The sequence below is a fragment of the Sneathiella sp. genome (assembly GCF_002694385.1).
In the GTDB taxonomy this organism is placed as follows: domain Bacteria; phylum Pseudomonadota; class Alphaproteobacteria; order Sneathiellales; family Sneathiellaceae; genus Sneathiella.
In genome coordinates this window covers 92087-108316 of the sequence record NZ_NZMB01000012.1, presented here as the reverse complement: position 1 = coordinate 108316, position 16230 = coordinate 92087, and the positions used below count along the sequence as shown (strand labels likewise).

Below are 16230 nucleotides of genomic sequence, written 5' to 3'. Positions count from 1 at the left end.
CTTTCCACCGATTGTTAAGAACTGAAGTGACCCTGTAGGGAGCATGAAAATGGCAAAGAATGTCGGCAAAATTACCCAGGTGCTGGGCGCCGTCGTGGACGTACAATTCGATGGGGACCTTCCCAATATCCTGAACGCATTGCATTGTGACAACAATGGCCAGCGGCTGGTTCTGGAAGTGGCGCAGCATCTTGGTGAAAATACTGTCCGGGCGATTGCCATGGATGCGACGGAAGGGCTGGTCCGCGGGCAGGAAGTAAGTGATACGGGCGATGCCATCCGCATGCCTGTCGGACCCGGCACGCTGGGTCGTATCATGAATGTGGTTGGCGAGCCGGTGGATGAGCGCGGCCCGATCAAGACCGACAAATCCTCCCCTATTCACGCGCCAGCTCCGGATTTCGCGGATCAGTCCACGGAAGCTGAAATTCTGGTGACGGGCATCAAGGTCGTTGACCTTCTCGCACCTTATGCCAAAGGCGGCAAGATCGGCCTGTTCGGCGGCGCCGGTGTGGGCAAGACGGTTCTTATCATGGAATTGATCAACAACGTTGCTATGGGCCATGGTGGTTATTCGGTGTTTGCCGGTGTGGGGGAGCGTACCCGTGAAGGGAACGACCTTTATCACGAAATGATCGAAGGTGGCATTATTGATACCGAAGGCGATAAGTCCAAGGTGGCGCTGGTTTATGGCCAGATGAATGAGCCGCCCGGAGCCCGTATGCGTGTTGCCCTGTCCGGTCTGACGCAGGCGGAATATTTCCGTGACGTAGAAGGTCAGGACGTGCTGTTCTTCGTTGACAACATCTTCCGCTTTACGCAGGCTGGTTCCGAAGTGTCCGCGCTTCTCGGCCGTATCCCGTCCGCTGTGGGATATCAGCCGACGCTTGCAACCGACATGGGCGCGCTACAGGAGCGTATTACCTCCACAAACAAGGGCTCAATTACGTCCGTTCAGGCCATTTACGTTCCAGCCGACGACCTGACCGACCCGGCTCCGGCAACCTCCTTCGCCCATCTGGATGCGACGACCGTTCTGTCCCGTCAGATCGCGGAGCTTGGTATTTACCCGGCTGTGGATCCGCTCGACTCCACCTCCCGTATGCTTGACCCGGCCATTGTCGGCGAGCGTCACTATGAGATTGCCCGTCAGGTTCAGGAAACTCTCCAGACCTACAAGTCGCTGCAGGATATTATCGCTATTCTCGGCATGGACGAGCTGTCGGAAGAAGACAAGCTCATCGTTGCCCGGGCCCGTAAGATCCAGCGTTTCCTCAGCCAGCCGTTCCATGTGGCTGAAGTCTTTACCGGTTCGCCGGGCAAGTTCGTGAAACTTGAAGACACCATCGACGCTTTTGAGAAAATCTGCGCCGGTGAGTATGACGAACTGCCGGAAGCGGCCTTCTACATGTGCGGTGGCATTGAAGAAGTCCTCGAAAAAGCGAAGAAACTGGCGGCGGACGCGGCCTGATCCGCGCCCCTGAAGGAGTATAGAAATGGCCGACATGGTTACCATGGATCTTGTATCGCCCGAGAAGCTGCTGCTCTCGGATGAGTTTGAAATGGTTGTGCTGCCGGGCGCCGAAGGGGACTTCGGTGTTCTCGCGGGTCATTTGCCGATTACCTCCACGCTGCGTCCCGGTGTCATCAGCATTTATGAGGGCGACAAGGAGAAGGAGCGTATCTTCGTCAATGGCGGCTTTGCCGAGGTATCGAACGACAAAATCACCGTTCTGGCCGAAGAAGCCATCTTTGTCGCGGATCTGAACCGCGCCGATCTGGAGCAGCGTATCCAGGACGCGCGCGAGGATGAAGAGGATGCCAAAGATGATGAAACCCGCCGCCGTGCCGCGGAAAACCAGGACCATCTGAAGCAACTTCTCGAAGCCATGGCGTAAGGGTAGTTGACTGGAATGCAAAAGGGGCCTTCGGGCCCCTTTTTTGTGCCTGATGCTCAGATCAAAGCGGTTTGCTAATTTATGCGGATGGCTTAGTCTGGGCCACGAGTGAGTTTATGAAGTAGCTGCGTAATGACAAAAACCGCAATCATTGCCGGGGGAAGCATTGCCGGCCTGGCAACCGCCCGGGCCCTGTCACCCTGTTTCGAGCGAGTTATCCTGCTTGAGGCGGACAGTTTCGATCAGACGGGGTTCGCCCGCAAAGGAACACCGCAAGCCAACCATGTGCATGGACTTCTGAAGGGCGGCTGCGATGCCTTGACCCGTCTGTTCCCGGACCTTCCCGCAAGACTGACCGCCGCAGGCGCAGTTTCTTGTCATTTCAGCAGCGAAGTACGCTGGTATATCAATGAAGACTGGATGCCGCGCTATGATGGATCCATGCAGATATATTTCCAGACCCGGCCGTTGCTCGAAGGATGCCTGAGAGAGGCGGTGCGCGAAATTGCCAATGTCGAGATTGTTGAAAATTGCCGTGTTGAAGATTTTGTTCTCGATGAAGCGCGAAAACGGATTATCGCGGCGGTTGTCCGGCGTCCCGGCGCGGATGTGGAAACAATATCTGCCGATTTTTTTATAGATGCGATGGGGCGGGGAAGTTTTCTGCCCCGGTGGTTAAAACGGGAAGGGTTCGGGGAAGTCCCGGAAGATCATATCGGGGTTAACCTTGGCTATGCCAGCTGCCTGATGGAACTGCCGACTGAGCCGCGCGATTGGAAAAGCATTCTGATTTATCCCAAGGGGCCAAAGGAAATCCGGGGCGCCACCCTTGTCAAGGTGGAGAATGATAAATGGTTGCTGACCCTCGCAGGGTATCATAATGATCACCCCCCGGCCGACGCGGAGGGTTTTCTCGAGTTCGCCAGAACGCTGCCACGTCCCGATATTTATGATGCGGTCAGGAATGCGCGGATCGTCAGCGATATCCGTCTGCATAAATTTCCGCATGGGCAGTGGCGTCATTATGATGAGATCGCGTCTTTCCCCCTCGGCATTCTGCCGGTCGGGGACACCAATACCAGCCTTAATCCGCTGTTTGGGCAAGGGATGAGCGTTGCCGCCCTGTCCGCCGCCGCGCTGTCGGATCTCGCTTCAGAGACCGATTTTTCGCATCCGGTTAGTCTTGCAAGGCTCAAGAGAAATTATTTTACGGGGTTGCGCCGGGTATTTGCAACCCCTTGGGATCTCGCGCTTGGACAGGATTTCCGTTACGCCGAAACAACAGGCCGCAAACCGTTCACTCTTGTGCCCAAGAATGCCCTCAAAAGCCTGATCATGAGTTCTTCCTCAACCGAAGTCATTGAGAATTTTTATCATGTGGTTCATCTGGCAAGGGAGGAAAGCTCCTTTTATCATCCACGATGGCTGGTAAAAATTTTGAAGGGGATGAAGAACAGGTAAGTAATTGTAATTTAACAAAGATTATAAAATTTTGGGATCTAAGAACTGACGGACCTGGCCGTGGCCGCAGGCTTTGCAGAATTAAGAGTAAATTAACCACTATTCGGTATATTTTTACAAAGAATTTTGTATACGCAAAGAAACTGGCGGCGAAATTGAACTTTTTAGGTCAATTGAAGACAATTGAATCTATCTTTAACGGAACGAAATTGAACCGATTTTCGTTGCGTTTTGTCGATCATGAAGTCGAAAGCGCTTATAACGATACCGCAATCGCCCGTTCAATTGGTGTCATGCGGTTGTCGCTTCTGTCCGCCATTATTATTTATGCCGCTTTTTCAATCCTCGACTTTTATGCCATTCCTGAGGTTTTCAAGGAAGCGGCGATTATACGCTTCTGTTTTGCAATCCCGATTTTTCTGATCGTTTTCGGATTGACCTATACGAAATACTACGCAATTTTCGCGCAGCCAGGTGCGGCATTTTGCATGCTTGCCTCGGGCGTCAGTATTATTGTGATGACGGCCATTGCCGATGAGCCGGGAAATTATCTTTATTACGCCGGTCTGACACCGTTGATTATCTTCTGTTGCTGCCTGCCGCCGACACGGTTTCTGTATGCGTCCTTTGTCACGGTGTTCCTGATCGCGGCCTATCATATCGCGGCGATCTGGTATAATCCGATCCCGCTGCTGATTTTGATGGCCAACGACTTTTTCCTGCTGACGGCGGCAGGGATGGGCGTTTTCGCCGCTTATTTTCAGGAACTGGCGCAGCGCCGCGACTTTATCAATATGAAGATGCTGGATGAAGAACGGGTCAAAAGCGATATCCTGGCAGAAAAGGCCCAGGCGGCCAATCATTCGAAATCCGAATTTCTGGCAATCATGTCGCATGAGCTGCGGACACCGCTTAACGCTATCATCGGGTTTTCGGAAATTCTGGAAAAAGAAATGTTCGGCCCGCTCGGCAAGGAGCAATATCAGGAGTATTCCCACGACATCAATGTCAGTGGCCAGCATCTGCTCAGCATTATCAATGATATTCTCGATCTGTCGAAGGCGGAAGCGGGCAAACTGGTGTTGCAGGAAGAGGAAGTCTCCATCGTTGATACCGTCAATTCAACCTTGCGGGTCATTCGCGATAATGCGGCGGAGCGGGGCGTGCGCCTCATATTTGATGTTCCGTCGCGGGATCATCGGATGATTGGCGATCCGCGGCTTCTGGCGCAGGTCTTCCTTAATCTGTTTTCCAATGCGGTGAAGTTTACCCATAAAGGCGGATCGGTTTCTATTGGTTTCCAGTCGCTTGAGAACGGAAACCTCCAGATCCGCATCCGTGATACGGGTATTGGTATTGATCCTGAAAATATCGAAAAGGTCTTCGATCCGTTTGTTCAGATAGAAAGCTCCATGGCTCGCAACTATGATGGAACAGGACTAGGGCTGCCCCTTACCAAAAATATCATGGAGCTGCATAGCGGGACGATCACACTCGACAGCCGCCTTGGTGAGGGAACGGTCGCCATTGTTGAATTCCCGAAAGAGCGTCTGGTGGATCGCCAGATCGACGGGGACAGTGGTCGGGCAAAAGCCGCTAGAGGATAATGATCCATTCCGCCGCTATGGACAGCGGATCCCCCTCTTGAATGCTTCCTCCGTCATTCTGGCTTTGTCACGAAGAGAAGATGGCAATGACCCGTCGGATCTGCAATAACTTCACGTTTCGCCGCCGGATCAAGATTTTCTGCAAGCTCGAACATTTCCTGTTCTGTGCGATGGACCAATGTCCAGTCCACCACATATTCGACCTGCCATTTGAGGCTTGTCTCCGATGTACGCATACAGCCGATGATCAGCGTCCCGCCTGGCCGCAGATTGCTGTACAGGTCATTGACCAGTTTGGTGGATCGCTTTTTGCCAAGATAATCGGCAAGACCCACAGCATAGATCAGATCCTGCTTTTCGAGTTTGCTGAACAGCTTGCCTGTCGCCAGAAACTCCAGGAATGTGGCATGCAGGCAACGAACCCAGGCCATGCCATCGAGCCGGACTACCTCGGGATAGGTGCTGTTATAGGCATAGGAGAGTGCGTCATGATCCTGATCTATGAGAGTGAACTCAACCGGAAGCGGGATATTCGGCGTTTTCAGATAATTGGCGACTTCCTGTGCGGGGCCACAGCCAAGGCTCGCGGCCTTGAAATCGCTCCGTCCACGGGCGGCGGCTTCTGTACAGAGGCGAGCGATCGCCTGCTTGGTCATTGTCATGCGAGTGGCGATGAACTCACCTGTTGAGGTGCCGAGGCGGTGGCAGAATTTTGCATAGGCCGTGTCGCCTTCCAGCGTCAGATTATAGGCATAGTTCATGACCTGATAATCGCCCGGATAGCCGAGCGGTTTGCTGTAGGCGCGGTCCCAGCTTGCTCCGGGTAGAATTTCCGGTGTCAGCACCATTTCCGTATACTGCTTGACGGCGGCAATGGCGAGGCTATCGTCTCCCAGCTCTTCCGTGATTTTCAGGCATTTTTTTGAAATTTCCCTCCAGCGGGTCAATGCCTTCGTTTCACAGGCGAGGATAATATCCTTTATGCGTTCGCTGCGCCGGGAATCATCGCGCCCGAGATCGGCCTCAACCTTGTCGAGAACCTTGTGTATGGAGCGGAACATATAGACTGCATCACCGATTGCTTCCTTATAGGCAGCCGGTACAAGCCGAGAGTGATCGGAGAGGCCGATAGTCACGGCCTGCTGCAACGCGAGATCATCATGCTGCGCCAGAATTTTCTTGATATCAAGAAAACCGCGGGTTAGCTCGACAGCGACCTTATGCTGATTTTCGTGCGGTTCAATCCGGCGGATTTTACCATTTCCCGAGAAAACTTCCGTTGTTCCGATCTTGAGTTGCAGCGGAACATCCTTATTCATGTCTTCGAGCCAGGAAAAATTCTGTGGGCTGACAAAACTTATTCCGCTCATGCTGATGTCGTAGATATCGAAAGATCGGTCATCCATCTCGACAATCGGCGATATACTACTCATCAAGGTTTTGGCATTGAAGCGTTCTGCGCGATAAAAAACACGCCGACCTTCTCCCCCGGAAAGCTCCTCATAATGTTTCATGTTACGCTCACAATACAATTACGGCTCTAAATGACAAAAATAATGTGCAGCACGGCGGCGGCAGTCTGGATACTAACGGATCAATATTACAAGAATAACAATGCAGTTTCCAATGAAGCCACAAAATTAACCTTGTTTATTAACTATGAGCAATTATTCGTAATTAACAACTCGTTAGGATTATAATCGTATCGGAAAAGAAAAGACAACAGGAGATGAGATAAATTTTATGAAAATCGCAGGAATACTAGATATAGATAAAAATCAAAGATTTTTCATTTATTCTTAACTATAATTTGTGGGGCGTGTGCCCGAATGAATGATATCTCAGCGCACGTATGGAGAGAATTTTTCCAGAACTGTTTCATAAAGAGCACGTTTGAAAGGGACGATCAGTTCCGGCAGTTCCGCATATTCTGCCCATTTCCATTCAGAAAATTCCGGATGCTTCGTGAGAATGTTGATATCCTGATCCTCCCCGAGGAAGCGAAACAGAAACCATTTCTGTTTCTGGCCACGATACTTTCCCTTCCATATCTTCCCGAGCAGATCATCCGGCAGTTCATAGGTCAGCCATTCATTGAGCACGTGGACAAGCTCGACATTACGAGTGCCGATTTCTTCATCAAGTTCGCGCAACGCAGCTTCGATCGGATCTTCATTCTCGTCAATGCCGCCTTGCGGCATTTGCCAGTGTTCACTGACCATATCGATGCGGCGGCCGACGAACACGCGCCCCTCTCCGTTGAGAACCATCATTCCGGCGCAGGGGCGATAGGGCAGGCTTTCACGTAACGCAGTCTTGGTCATCTTGTTTCCTGTTTGTTGACGAGTGCGGAGATTGGGGAAAGAAGAAGTCCCTTTCCTTCTAATCCCTTGATCCAGTCGGTCAGATAATCGAAGGTTTCTTCATAGGGATAGGCAATGCCAATTGCGACTCCGGTGCGTTGGGCAAGGGATTCGAGGGCCGCAAAATGCGCATCAATCGTGGCGCGTTCTTCCCGGTGGTCCAGGAAACGGTTGTTAATAGCAACCGGCACGGCAAGCTCCTGCGCAATATGGGCGGCGATGCTGTTGCCTGCTGTACGGCTGTCGAGGTAAAGGAGATTTTTCTTACCGATCGCGGCAAGGATGGGGGTAATGGCGTCGGCGTCGGTCGTAAATCTGGAACCCATCTGATTGGTAATGCCAATATAGCCTGTAAAGCGATCCAATATCCAGTCAAGCCGCGCCAGGTTCTCATCGGTTGAAAGGTCTGTTCTAAGGCCGTGGATGCCGGGATCAAGACGGGGATAACCCATTGGCTCCATCGGCACCTGAAGGAGGATTTCATGCCCCGCCGCGCGGGCTTCATCCGCAATCTGCTGCAAATTATGTCCGTAGGGGTTGAAGCTGAAGGTAATTGCGGCGGGCAGCCGTTCGATGGCTTGCCGCGCTCGCGCATTGCTCATGCCCAGTTCGCTGATAATGATGGCAATCCGGGGCGTGTCCGGACCGGCGGCCTGCATTGGCTCTGTCACGGGAGGGGAGGATATTGTTTCCGTAGCCGCTGGTTTTTCTGACGCTCCATCGTCAACAGCTTGTAGAGGGGCGTCTTCGTCTGGTTCTGTGATGTCATCACTTTCCTGCGTCGCAGAAGCGGAGGGCGCAGCCGGAAAAGTCATCCCGACCCGGCCATCGGTGGCCGACGATGTTTCTGCGCTGGCCGCGGATTCGGGCACAGAGAGACTCTCATTCGTCGTCGCATCTGCCATCGCATCCGCCGTCTGATTTGCATGTGACTCATCTGCTGCGGTTATGGGGCGGGCTTCCTCACTATCTGATATTGAGGGTGGGGAGGTCTCGCCCACAGGTATCTGTTCCCCATCCGGAGCAGAACTTTGTTCGCTGTCCGCATCCCTCTCTGCAATCGGAGGAGGGGCTGCTGTATCGTCAAATGCGCTGTCTTGCGCTGCCTCTGAATTGGATATGGAGGAAGAGGTTCCGTCCATATTCCGCTCCTCTTCACCCGCTACGCTTTTTTCGTCAGTATTAGCGTCGCCGGGGGGCGGGAGCATGGTCTCCGTCGCCGTTGTTTCCTCCGGTGTTTTTCCCGATGACATAATCCGTGTTCCGGGGGGCGAAGAGTCGGGAATTGCCGTGGTTGCGGTGCTGTCTTGCGGGCGCTTATTTGCGGTCGCTGTGTTTTCCTGTTCGGAGCTGGCGTCAGAACTCTGCTCCGGCACTGACGGGGAAAGGGGCCGACCTGCGGTCTCCCCTCCGGTTACGGCGGGCGGCTCATTGTCTTCTGATTTGGAGGTGTCGTCCGTTTCGGCGGTGGTCTCGTCAGGTATCTTGTCCGTTGAGGAGTCGGTCGCTTGCTGGGCTGCGTCCTTCTGTAGAGCGGTACTCTCCGGCGTGGCCGCGGGCAGTTCTATGGGGGCGTTGATGCTGGTACTGGCCGAAACCGTGGTTGCCGGACGTTGCCCTTTCTGACTGAAATACCCCCATCCGGCCAGCGCAATGACAGCCAGAATAACCATCAGAGACAAAACGAACAAAACCGACACCCTGTTTGCGGGCATCGGTTTTGTCAGCTCGTCTTTATCCAAATTTCCCACAGTAATCCGCCGATACTAATTTCCTTTGGTGACGGAGATGACTCATTTCACCTACGCCGCCCGAAGGACACATGACATTCAGTCTATTTAGCATCCTTTTTTGCAAAAAGTGAGACACCCTTCAACAGATCCTTTGCACGAAGAAGCTGATAGTCGAGGACTTCTTCTTCAGCAGCCTGACCTTCACCATCGGCGACAGGGGTTTCCGGCTCGCTGCCATTTTCCAGATGGTTTCTAAGATCCGCTTCGGAACGGCCGCGCGCCTGTTCCAAAACTTCCAGTTTGGCCTGTTCCACCTCGATATCGGGGACGATACCCTTAGCCTGGATGGACGTGCCGGATGGCGTGTAATAACGGGCCGTTGTCATCCGCATGGCGCCATTACCTTGCAAGGGAACAATGGTCTGAACGGACCCTTTGCCGAAGCTCTTGGTGCCGAGAACCACGGCGCGGCCATGATCCTGCAGGGCGCCTGCAACAATCTCGGAGGCGCTGGCCGAACCGCCGTTGATTAGAACGACGATCGGCATGCCGTTGATAATGTCGTCCGGTTTGGCGTTGTAGCGCTGTGCATCGCCCTGTTTCCGGCCGCGGGTCGAAACAATTTCACCTTTCTCAAGGAAGTCGTCCGCCACAGCGATTGCCTGATCAAGAAGCCCGCCCGGATTATTCCGCAGGTCAAGAACAAGGCCCTGGAAATTATCGCCCGCCTCCGCTTTCAACGTATCGATTGTCTTGCGAAGACCGCTGTCCGTCTGTTCCGTAAAGCTGGAAATCCGGACATAAAGAATACCGTCATCTTCAAGTCTGCCTCGAACGGACTGCACGGTAATGATGGCGCGGGTCAGGGTCAGTTCAAGTGGTTCCTGCTCCCCGTTGCGGCGGATGGTCAAGGTCAGGTCCGTATCCACCAGCCCGCGCATCTTGTCGACGGCTTCGGCCAGGGTCAGGCCGAGAACCGGTTCGCCATCAAGATGAGTGATCAGGTCGCCCGCCTGAATGCCGGCCTTGGCGGCCGGGGTGTCATCAATGGGCGCCACCACCTTGACGAAGCCGTTTTCCATGGTCACTTCAATCCCGAGGCCACCGAACTTGCCGCGCGTCTGCACCTTCATGCCGTCATAGCTTTCCGGGTTCAGATAGCTCGAATGAGGGTCGAGTGAACTCAGCATGCCGTTGATTGCGGCTTCGATAAGCTTTTCATCGTCGACTTCCTCGACATAGTCTTCGCGGATTTTCGCAAACACATCGCCAAAGAGATTTAGCTGGCGATAGGTCTCGGAACTCGCCTCCACCCGGTTGTCCGGTGTCGTCACAATGGCAATCGACAGCAGAACAACTGCTGCGGCCAACACACCTGTTACAACATGTCTCATTATCCGCTAACCTTTCTATTCTCGGCCAGTAACCACGGAGCGGGGTCAATGGGCGAACCGTTGTTCCTAAGCTCCATATAGAGCTTAGGATTTCCTTTACTACTCGTTTTCATTCGTCCGACAGGCTCTCCTGCAAGAAGAAGCTGCCCAACGGCGGCATCTATGGAGCCCATTCCCGCCAGGAGCGAGTGATACCCGTCGCCATGATCGATGATCAGCAGCAATCCATAATGCCGGAACGGTCCGGCGAATGCGATCTGGCCATCGAAAGGCGAGATGACGGTGGCCTCTGGCCGGGTTTCAATTACAATTCCCTTTTTGAGGCCGACATCATCATTCTCATCATAATGGGTAACGATGCGTCCGCCAACGGGTAAGGGGAGCAATCCTTTTGCTTCTGTTATATGGCGCGTCGCACTGAGATTTGCCAGCACTTGCGGCGCGACTGTTTTGTTTTGAGGTTGTTGTTCCGGTTTTGGGATCTCCACCTTTGCGGCTGCGGCGGCTTTCTCGGCATCGGCTTTTTTCTTTGCCGCGATTTCGCGTTCAAGCCGAGCTTGCTCTTCGGCGCGTTGGCGTTCCCTGTCTTCGGCAAGACGGGTGATGAGGGCGGTCGTATCGGTCACATCTGAAGTGAGTTTTTCTAGCCGCTTCTGCTCTTGCTCGCTTTGTTTTGCAATTTTGCTTTGGGCGTTGCGCTTTTCCTCCAGCAGTTGATCAAGCGTTTCCTGCTCGGCGATGCGTTCGTCACGCAGGGCGCTGAAGTCTTCCCTCTCTTTCGCATATTGTGTGCGCAATTCCGCCAGGGTGTTGAGCTGCCCGGCAAGATGATCCGCATCTGCTTTGAGCTTTGGCAAGATAGACTGCAATAAAGAGGAGGCGCGGAGACTATCGACAAGCCCGCTGGGATTACCAATCAAGGTACCTTCCGGTTGCCGGCTGAGATGGATCAGGGCGGAAATCGTAACGGAAAGGTCATCTTTGCGGCTTTCCAGATCGGCGAGTGTATCATTTTCCACCTGTCGGATCTCATCCAATCGCTGTTCGACCTGGACCAGCTTTTCATCAAGCTGGGTGAGATTGCTCGCCGCAACCACAAGTTTGCGTTTCAGCGTTTTTATTTCACTGTCGAGTTTTTCAAGCTGGGCTGTGAAATTCTGCTGCCGGTTTTCCGATGTGGCCAAGGCCTGTTGCAGGGCCTTTAGTTCTTCATCCGGCGATGCCGCCGCGCCAATGCCCGGCAGGATCAGGGACAGCCCGAAGATGCCAATGGCGAACGGGCGTATATTCTGACGCAGGCATGACAAACTGAACTCAGGACGCAACACGGTTGTTCTCAAACCCCTCCTTCTCGTGAATAAGGTTTGTACCGCTCATTTCGGACGGAATGGCAAGACCCATCAGGTTGAGAACAGTTGGCGCGAGATCGGCAAGAGTTCCTTTTTCAAGTCTCGCGTCCTGCGCGCCGCCGACAGCCAGTACCAAAGGAACGAGATTGGTCGTATGCGACGTATAGGGCGCATCGGTTTCCGGATCGCGCATCAGCTCAATGTTGCCATGATCGGCGGTGATTAGCATGGCCCCACCGGTGTCTGCAATGGCGCTGGAAAGCTGTCCGATGCAGTCATCAATGACCTCAACCGCCTTGACGGCGGCTTCCATGATGCCGGTATGGCCGACCATGTCCGGATTGGCGAAATTAACGACGATAAGATCGAATTTTTCAGATTTTATGGCTTTGAGCAGGTTCTCCAACACCTCATAGGCGGACATTTCCGGCTTGAGATCATATGTTGCCACTTTAGGGCTCGGTACCAGAATACGTTCTTCACCGTTATAAACGCGCTCCTCCCCGCCATTCAGGAAGAAAGTGACATGCGCATATTTTTCCGTTTCCGCGATGCGAAGTTGGGTCTTGCCCGCTTTGGCAACCACCTCGCCCAAGGTTTCCTTCACCTCGACCGGTGGAAAGAGAGCAGGCACAGCAGCGGCAAGCGTCGTTGAATATTCAACCATTCCCTTGACCGCAACAAGGGCCGGGCGTGCTTTCCTGGTGAAGCCTGTAAAGGCGTCATCGGTAATGGCCGTCAACAATTCACGCGCCCGATCAGCGCGGAAATTCGCCATGATGAAGGCGTCGCCATCCTGGATGCCCTTATACCCTGCGGCAATTCGGGGCTTGATGAATTCGTCCGTCTCTTTTGCGGCATAGGCGGTCTCAAGCTCCGCTGCCGGATCGGTGAAAGTCGTTCCTTCAGCGGAGAAGAGGGCATTGTACGCCTTTTCGACGCGGTCCCAGTTAGTGTCCCGGTCCATGGCGAAATAGCGGCCGACAAGCGTCGAAAGTGCGCAATTCTTAAGCGGCGCAATCTGCGTCAGCAGGCTCTTCGTATAGCCCGCGCCGCTGGTTGGCGGCGTATCGCGGCCATCCATAAAGCCATGCAGATGCACTGATATACCGGCATCATCCATAATGCGCGCAAGGGCGGCCATATGATCCTGATGCGAATGCACACCGCCGGGCGACAGCAGACCGGCAATGTGGCAGGCCCCGCCCGATGTCTTCAGCTTCTTGATAAGATCGAGGAGTTCGGGGTTTTTAGCCAGCTCCCCCGTTTCGATTTCCCTGTTGATCCGGGGTAGATCCTGAAGAATGACGCGCCCGCTGCCGATAGTCATATGACCCACCTCGGAATTGCCCATTTGCCCATCCGGTAGACCAACATCGGCACCGGAAGTGCCGAGCAGGCTGTGCGGCCGGGTGGCCAGCATATTGTCCCAATTCGGCGTCTTGCCAACGGCAATGGCGTTATCCACGGGGGTATTGCTATGGCCCCAGCCGTCCAGAATGCACAGCAGGACGGGGCGAGGGGCGGATGTCTGTCTGGGATTGCTTTTCATAATCGCTTTTATAGTCCCGATAAACTTAAGATTCCATTATAATCATGCGCGGTGATAGGGGTGATTCGACAAAATTGACGACGCCCGGTAAAGCTGCTCCGCCAGCAGGCCACGCACCATGAGGTGAGGCCATGTCATCGGGCCAAGGGAAAGCAATCTGTCCGCTTTGCCAAGCGTCTCCTGCGTATGCCCATCGGCACCACCGATCAGAAAGGCAATGGTCTGCACCCCATCATCGGCAAACCGGCCGAGCATCTGCGCAAAATCCTGGCTGTTCATGCTCTTGCCTTTTTCATCGAGGGCGATCACTGTCGCGCCTTCCGGTATGGCGCCCCTGAGCAGTTCCGCTTCCCGGGTCATCCGCGCCTTGCCTTTGAGAGGGCGTTTCTCCTCAACTTCCTTAAGGTCGATCGGCCATGGCAATCGGCCTGCATACTCTGAATAGAGTTCTTGCAGCGGACCGCCCCGAAATCTGCCGACACTGGCAATAACAAGACGCATCCGCTTATCCTTTGATCAGCGCCAACCGTTTTAAGGTCAGCCCATCATCTCCATTGGAATATTTGGCGCCCAGATTTTCTCCAGGTTGTAAAAATTCCGGACTTCTGGTCTGAACAGATGGATCACAACATCCCCGGCATCAACCAGAATCCAGTCACCGCCGGTTTGTCCTTCCATGCGAACCGTGCCGAACCCTGCTTCCTTGATGCGTTCTTTCAAGTGATCTGCCATAGCCGTCACCTGGCGGGAAGACCGGCCATTGGCAATAATCATATAGTCAGCGAAGGAAGTTTTTCCGGCAAGGTCGATTGACACAAGGTCTTCCGCTTTATCGTCGTTCAGAGTTTTTTCAACGAGGTCGCGGAGCTTAGCTACTTCAGCTTTACTAGCTTTCATAATAGGGATCAATTAATCTCCAGTAAAAATGATCAAGGGTCGTCCTCACATCTTTAATTTGGGAAGTTTTCACCTCAAGGGCAAGTATTTCCTGTCATGTCACGAGAATTTCTTATTTGCGTACTGCTCAGATTTATCGTGGTCTCGGGCAGAAAGGCCCAGGCGGGCGGACGCATGCGGGCAAGGTGGCGGCGGTCATTGCCGAAGCAATTGTCAAAATGCCTGTATTTGCGAAACTTGACAGCGGCCTTGCCATTCAATGCCTTATAGGTGAAGCCCGGACGGTTGAACACCGCCATGGGAACCAGAGACATGATCTTTTCCCATTGCTGCCACTTGGGAAGCTGGACAAGATTGTCCGCCCCCATCAGCCAGACAAAGCGATGTTGCGGAAATGTCGCTTTCAGGGCGGTGAGGGTGCGAACCGTTCGCTGCTCCCCGATCCGCCCTTCGAAATCGGAAATCTTGATGCGCGGATGCCTGGCAATACCTTTGGCATAGTCGAAGCGTTCCCGGAACCCGGCCATACCTTCCGCCGGTTTGAGAGGGTTCTGGGGCGAGACAAGCCACCAGATTTCATCCAGATCAAGAAGCCGCAGCGCCGCCAGGCTTATCTGGCGGTGCCCGTCATGGGCCGGATTGAAGGATCCACCCAGCAGCCCTATTTTCAGACCTTTCATCAAGCGTATCAGGGCCGCGTCTGACCGTCGCCCCGGACGATATATTTGAAGCTGGTAAGCTGTTCGACGCCGACCGGGCCGCGGGCGTGCATCTTGCCAGTGGAAATGCCGATTTCCGCGCCCATGCCAAACTCGCCGCCATCGGCAAACTGGGTGGAGGCGTTTTGCAGGACGATGGCGCTGTCCACCTCTTGCATGAAGCGACGGGCGGCGGCAGCATCTTCTGTAATAATACAGTCGGTATGATGGGAGCCATAGGTTTCGATATGTTCGATCGCGGCCGCAAGATCCTCGACAATACGGACCGAGAGAATGGGTTCCAGATATTCCGTTCGCCAGTCTTCTTCGGTTGCCTCTCCGACGCGCGTATCGAGCTTGCGGACCGCTTCATCCCCCCGTATTTCACATCCGGCTTCAATCAGGTCATTGAGGATCTCAGGAAGCAGGGTCTCGGCCACCGATCGACTGACAAGCAGCGTTTCCAGCGCGCCGCAGATGCTGACCCGCCGCATTTTTGAATTGAGCACGATTTGGCGGGCCTTGGCCGGATCGGCCTTGGCGTCGATATATATATGAACCAGCCCGTCGAGATGGGAGAAAACCGGGATGCGGCTTTCCTTCTGCACTCGCTCGATCAGGCTGCGCCCACCGCGCGGTACAATTACATCCACATAATCGGAAAGAGTAAGCAGCGCGCCGACGGCGGCCCTGTCCGTTGTCTCGATCATCTGGATGGCATCAACGGGGAGGGCGGCGGCAGACAATCCGTCCTGTAGGCAAGACCAGATGGCACGGCTGGAGTGATAGCTTTCGGAGCCGCCACGCAAGATACAGGCATTTCCCGCCTTGAGACAGAGCGCACCGGCATCGGCCGTGACATTGGGGCGGGATTCGTAAATGATGCCAATCACGCCGAGGGGGACGCGCACGCGGGAGATTTGCAGGCCGTTCGGACGCTCCCACTCCGTCATGATATCACCTACGGGATCGGGCAACTCTGCGATGGCGTCAAGTCCCGCCGCCATGGCCTCGATACGGTTATCATTCAGCTCCAGCCGGTCGAGAAGGGCCGCCGTCAGCCCTTTGGCGCGTCCGGCGATGAGATCCTTCTCATTCGCCGCGAGAATGTCAGCCTTGCGGGCGCGAAGAGCCTTCGCGGCCTCGATCAGGGCTTGGTTCTTTGCCTCCGTCGGAGCAAGCGACAGGATCTTCGCCGCTTTGCGTGCGCGGCGGCCCAGTTCTTCCATCATTGCGGCGATATCGCCATCCCGGTTGAGTTGAGGCTGTGCTGTCATC

14 protein-coding genes are annotated in these 16230 nt (G+C 54.2%); 4 read left to right on the top strand and 10 right to left on the bottom strand.

Features of this window, described 5'->3' with window-relative positions:
- The first annotated feature begins 49 nt into the window (after positions 1-49).
- The 4 genes from atpD to CMN55_RS07250 all read left to right on the top strand — a co-directional run bounded on the left by atpD (position 50) and on the right by CMN55_RS07250 (position 4966).
- On the top strand, positions 50-1471 hold the full coding sequence (atpD, locus tag CMN55_RS07265) for a F0F1 ATP synthase subunit beta (RefSeq protein WP_293948941.1): 1422 nt from the start codon (positions 50-52) through the stop codon (positions 1469-1471).
- A 25-nt stretch (positions 1472-1496) separates the two neighbouring features.
- Complete coding sequence (locus CMN55_RS07260) at positions 1497-1898, top strand: F0F1 ATP synthase subunit epsilon (RefSeq protein WP_293948939.1); 402 nt, start codon at positions 1497-1499, stop codon at positions 1896-1898.
- Positions 1899-2030: 132 nt separating this feature from the next.
- Positions 2031-3359 carry an FAD-dependent oxidoreductase gene (locus tag CMN55_RS07255; protein WP_293948937.1) on the top strand — a complete coding sequence of 443 codons (1329 nt, stop codon included), beginning with the start codon at positions 2031-2033 and terminating at the stop codon, positions 3357-3359.
- Between the two features lie 209 nt (positions 3360-3568).
- Positions 3569-4966 (top strand): sensor histidine kinase, encoded by a 1398-nt coding sequence (locus CMN55_RS07250; protein WP_293948935.1) that lies wholly within the window; start codon positions 3569-3571, stop codon positions 4964-4966.
- 53 nt (positions 4967-5019) lie between these two features.
- Here CMN55_RS07250 and CMN55_RS07245 read toward each other — a convergent pair whose 3' ends face one another.
- The 10 genes from CMN55_RS07245 to CMN55_RS07200 all read right to left on the bottom strand — a co-directional run bounded on the left by CMN55_RS07245 (position 5020) and on the right by CMN55_RS07200 (position 16229).
- Complete coding sequence (locus tag CMN55_RS07245) at positions 5020-6480, bottom strand: PilZ domain-containing protein (protein WP_293948933.1); 1461 nt, start codon at positions 6478-6480, stop codon at positions 5020-5022.
- 327 nt (positions 6481-6807) lie between these two features.
- Complete coding sequence (locus CMN55_RS07240; RefSeq protein ID WP_293948931.1) at positions 6808-7290, bottom strand: RNA pyrophosphohydrolase; 483 nt, start codon at positions 7288-7290, stop codon at positions 6808-6810.
- Positions 7287-9080 carry a divergent polysaccharide deacetylase family protein gene (locus CMN55_RS07235; protein ID WP_293948929.1) on the bottom strand — a complete coding sequence of 598 codons (1794 nt, stop codon included), beginning with the start codon at positions 9078-9080 and terminating at the stop codon, positions 7287-7289. Before CMN55_RS07235 ends, CMN55_RS07240 begins: the two co-directional genes overlap by 4 nt.
- Before the next feature lie 83 nt (positions 9081-9163).
- Positions 9164-10456, bottom strand: a complete 1293-nt coding sequence (locus tag CMN55_RS07230; RefSeq protein ID WP_293948927.1) for a S41 family peptidase — start codon at positions 10454-10456, stop codon at positions 9164-9166.
- Complete coding sequence (locus CMN55_RS07225; protein WP_293948925.1) at positions 10456-11640, bottom strand: murein hydrolase activator EnvC family protein; 1185 nt, start codon at positions 11638-11640, stop codon at positions 10456-10458. The genes CMN55_RS07230 and CMN55_RS07225 overlap by 1 nt, the downstream gene beginning before the upstream one ends.
- Before the next feature lie 130 nt (positions 11641-11770).
- Entirely contained in the window at positions 11771-13357 is a 1587-nt protein-coding gene (gene gpmI, locus CMN55_RS07220) for a 2,3-bisphosphoglycerate-independent phosphoglycerate mutase (RefSeq protein WP_293948923.1), read from the bottom strand.
- Between the two features lie 42 nt (positions 13358-13399).
- A complete protein-coding gene (gene rlmH, locus CMN55_RS07215; RefSeq protein ID WP_293948921.1) occupies positions 13400-13858 on the bottom strand; it encodes a 23S rRNA (pseudouridine(1915)-N(3))-methyltransferase RlmH in 459 nt (152 codons plus the stop codon).
- Positions 13859-13894: 36 nt separating this feature from the next.
- Positions 13895-14254, bottom strand: coding sequence for a ribosome silencing factor (gene rsfS, locus CMN55_RS07210; RefSeq protein WP_366932006.1), 360 nt, complete (start codon positions 14252-14254; stop codon positions 13895-13897).
- A gap of 74 nt (positions 14255-14328) precedes the next feature.
- Positions 14329-14934 (bottom strand): nicotinate-nucleotide adenylyltransferase, encoded by a 606-nt coding sequence (locus CMN55_RS07205; protein WP_293948917.1) that lies wholly within the window; start codon positions 14932-14934, stop codon positions 14329-14331.
- A gap of 8 nt (positions 14935-14942) precedes the next feature.
- Positions 14943-16229: a glutamate-5-semialdehyde dehydrogenase gene (locus CMN55_RS07200; protein ID WP_293948915.1), complete on the bottom strand. Its 1287-nt coding sequence runs from the start codon at positions 16227-16229 to the stop codon at positions 14943-14945.
- Position 16230 lies beyond the last annotated feature (1 nt).

Excerpts from the sequence above, each read along its gene's own strand:
- atpD (WP_293948941.1), top strand. The coding sequence starts at position 50 with ATGGCAAAGAATGTCGGCAAAATTACCCAGGTGCTGGGCGCCGTCGTG.
- CMN55_RS07260 (WP_293948939.1), top strand. The coding sequence starts at position 1,497 with ATGGCCGACATGGTTACCATGGATCTTGTATCGCCCGAGAAGCTGCTG.
- CMN55_RS07255 (WP_293948937.1), top strand. The coding sequence starts at position 2,031 with ATGACAAAAACCGCAATCATTGCCGGGGGAAGCATTGCCGGCCTGGCA.
- CMN55_RS07245 (WP_293948933.1), bottom strand. The coding sequence starts at position 6,480 with ATGAAACATTATGAGGAGCTTTCCGGGGGAGAAGGTCGGCGTGTTTTT.
- CMN55_RS07240 (WP_293948931.1), bottom strand. The coding sequence starts at position 7,290 with ATGACCAAGACTGCGTTACGTGAAAGCCTGCCCTATCGCCCCTGCGCC.
- CMN55_RS07230 (WP_293948927.1), bottom strand. The coding sequence starts at position 10,456 with ATGAGACATGTTGTAACAGGTGTGTTGGCCGCAGCAGTTGTTCTGCTG.
- gpmI (WP_293948923.1), bottom strand. The coding sequence starts at position 13,357 with ATGAAAAGCAATCCCAGACAGACATCCGCCCCTCGCCCCGTCCTGCTG.
- rlmH (WP_293948921.1), bottom strand. The coding sequence starts at position 13,858 with ATGCGTCTTGTTATTGCCAGTGTCGGCAGATTTCGGGGCGGTCCGCTG.
- rsfS (WP_366932006.1), bottom strand. The coding sequence starts at position 14,254 with ATGAAAGCTAGTAAAGCTGAAGTAGCTAAGCTCCGCGACCTCGTTGAA.
- CMN55_RS07205 (WP_293948917.1), bottom strand. The coding sequence starts at position 14,934 with ATGAAAGGTCTGAAAATAGGGCTGCTGGGTGGATCCTTCAATCCGGCC.
- CMN55_RS07200 (WP_293948915.1), bottom strand. The coding sequence starts at position 16,229 with ATGACAGCACAGCCTCAACTCAACCGGGATGGCGATATCGCCGCAATG.